Annotated in this window: 1 protein-coding gene; it reads right to left on the minus strand. The window is 40.3% G+C overall.

Annotated features, from left to right (window positions below; all coding sequences use genetic code 11):
- The coding region (locus MKR94_RS16780) for a cold-shock protein (RefSeq protein WP_241647927.1) at positions 1–176 on the minus strand (176 nt) is incomplete at its 3' end.
- Between the last annotated feature and the right edge of the window lie 72 nt (positions 177–248).

A 248-nucleotide genomic window follows, 5' to 3' on the forward strand; every position in this document is an offset into this window, starting at 1 on the left:
GCCGAAAGGCCTTTATTGTTAGTGGTTGGTTCAAAGGTTACCGCTGCATCTTTTTTGATTAAGTCGGGATTAGCGACATTAACCTCATGAAAATAACGGTTATCACCATTATCATCTTTGATAAACCCAAAGCCTTTTTCTTTAAACCATGTGGTGATGGTGCCGTTTAAAGCCATACTGTCCTACCTTATTTCTTACATTTTTTCTGCGCGCAGTGTAATGCATATTGCCTTGAGACTCTATGGGGG

The organism is Rosenbergiella metrosideri (assembly GCF_022602565.1).
GTDB lineage: Bacteria > Pseudomonadota > Gammaproteobacteria > Enterobacterales > Enterobacteriaceae > Rosenbergiella > Rosenbergiella metrosideri.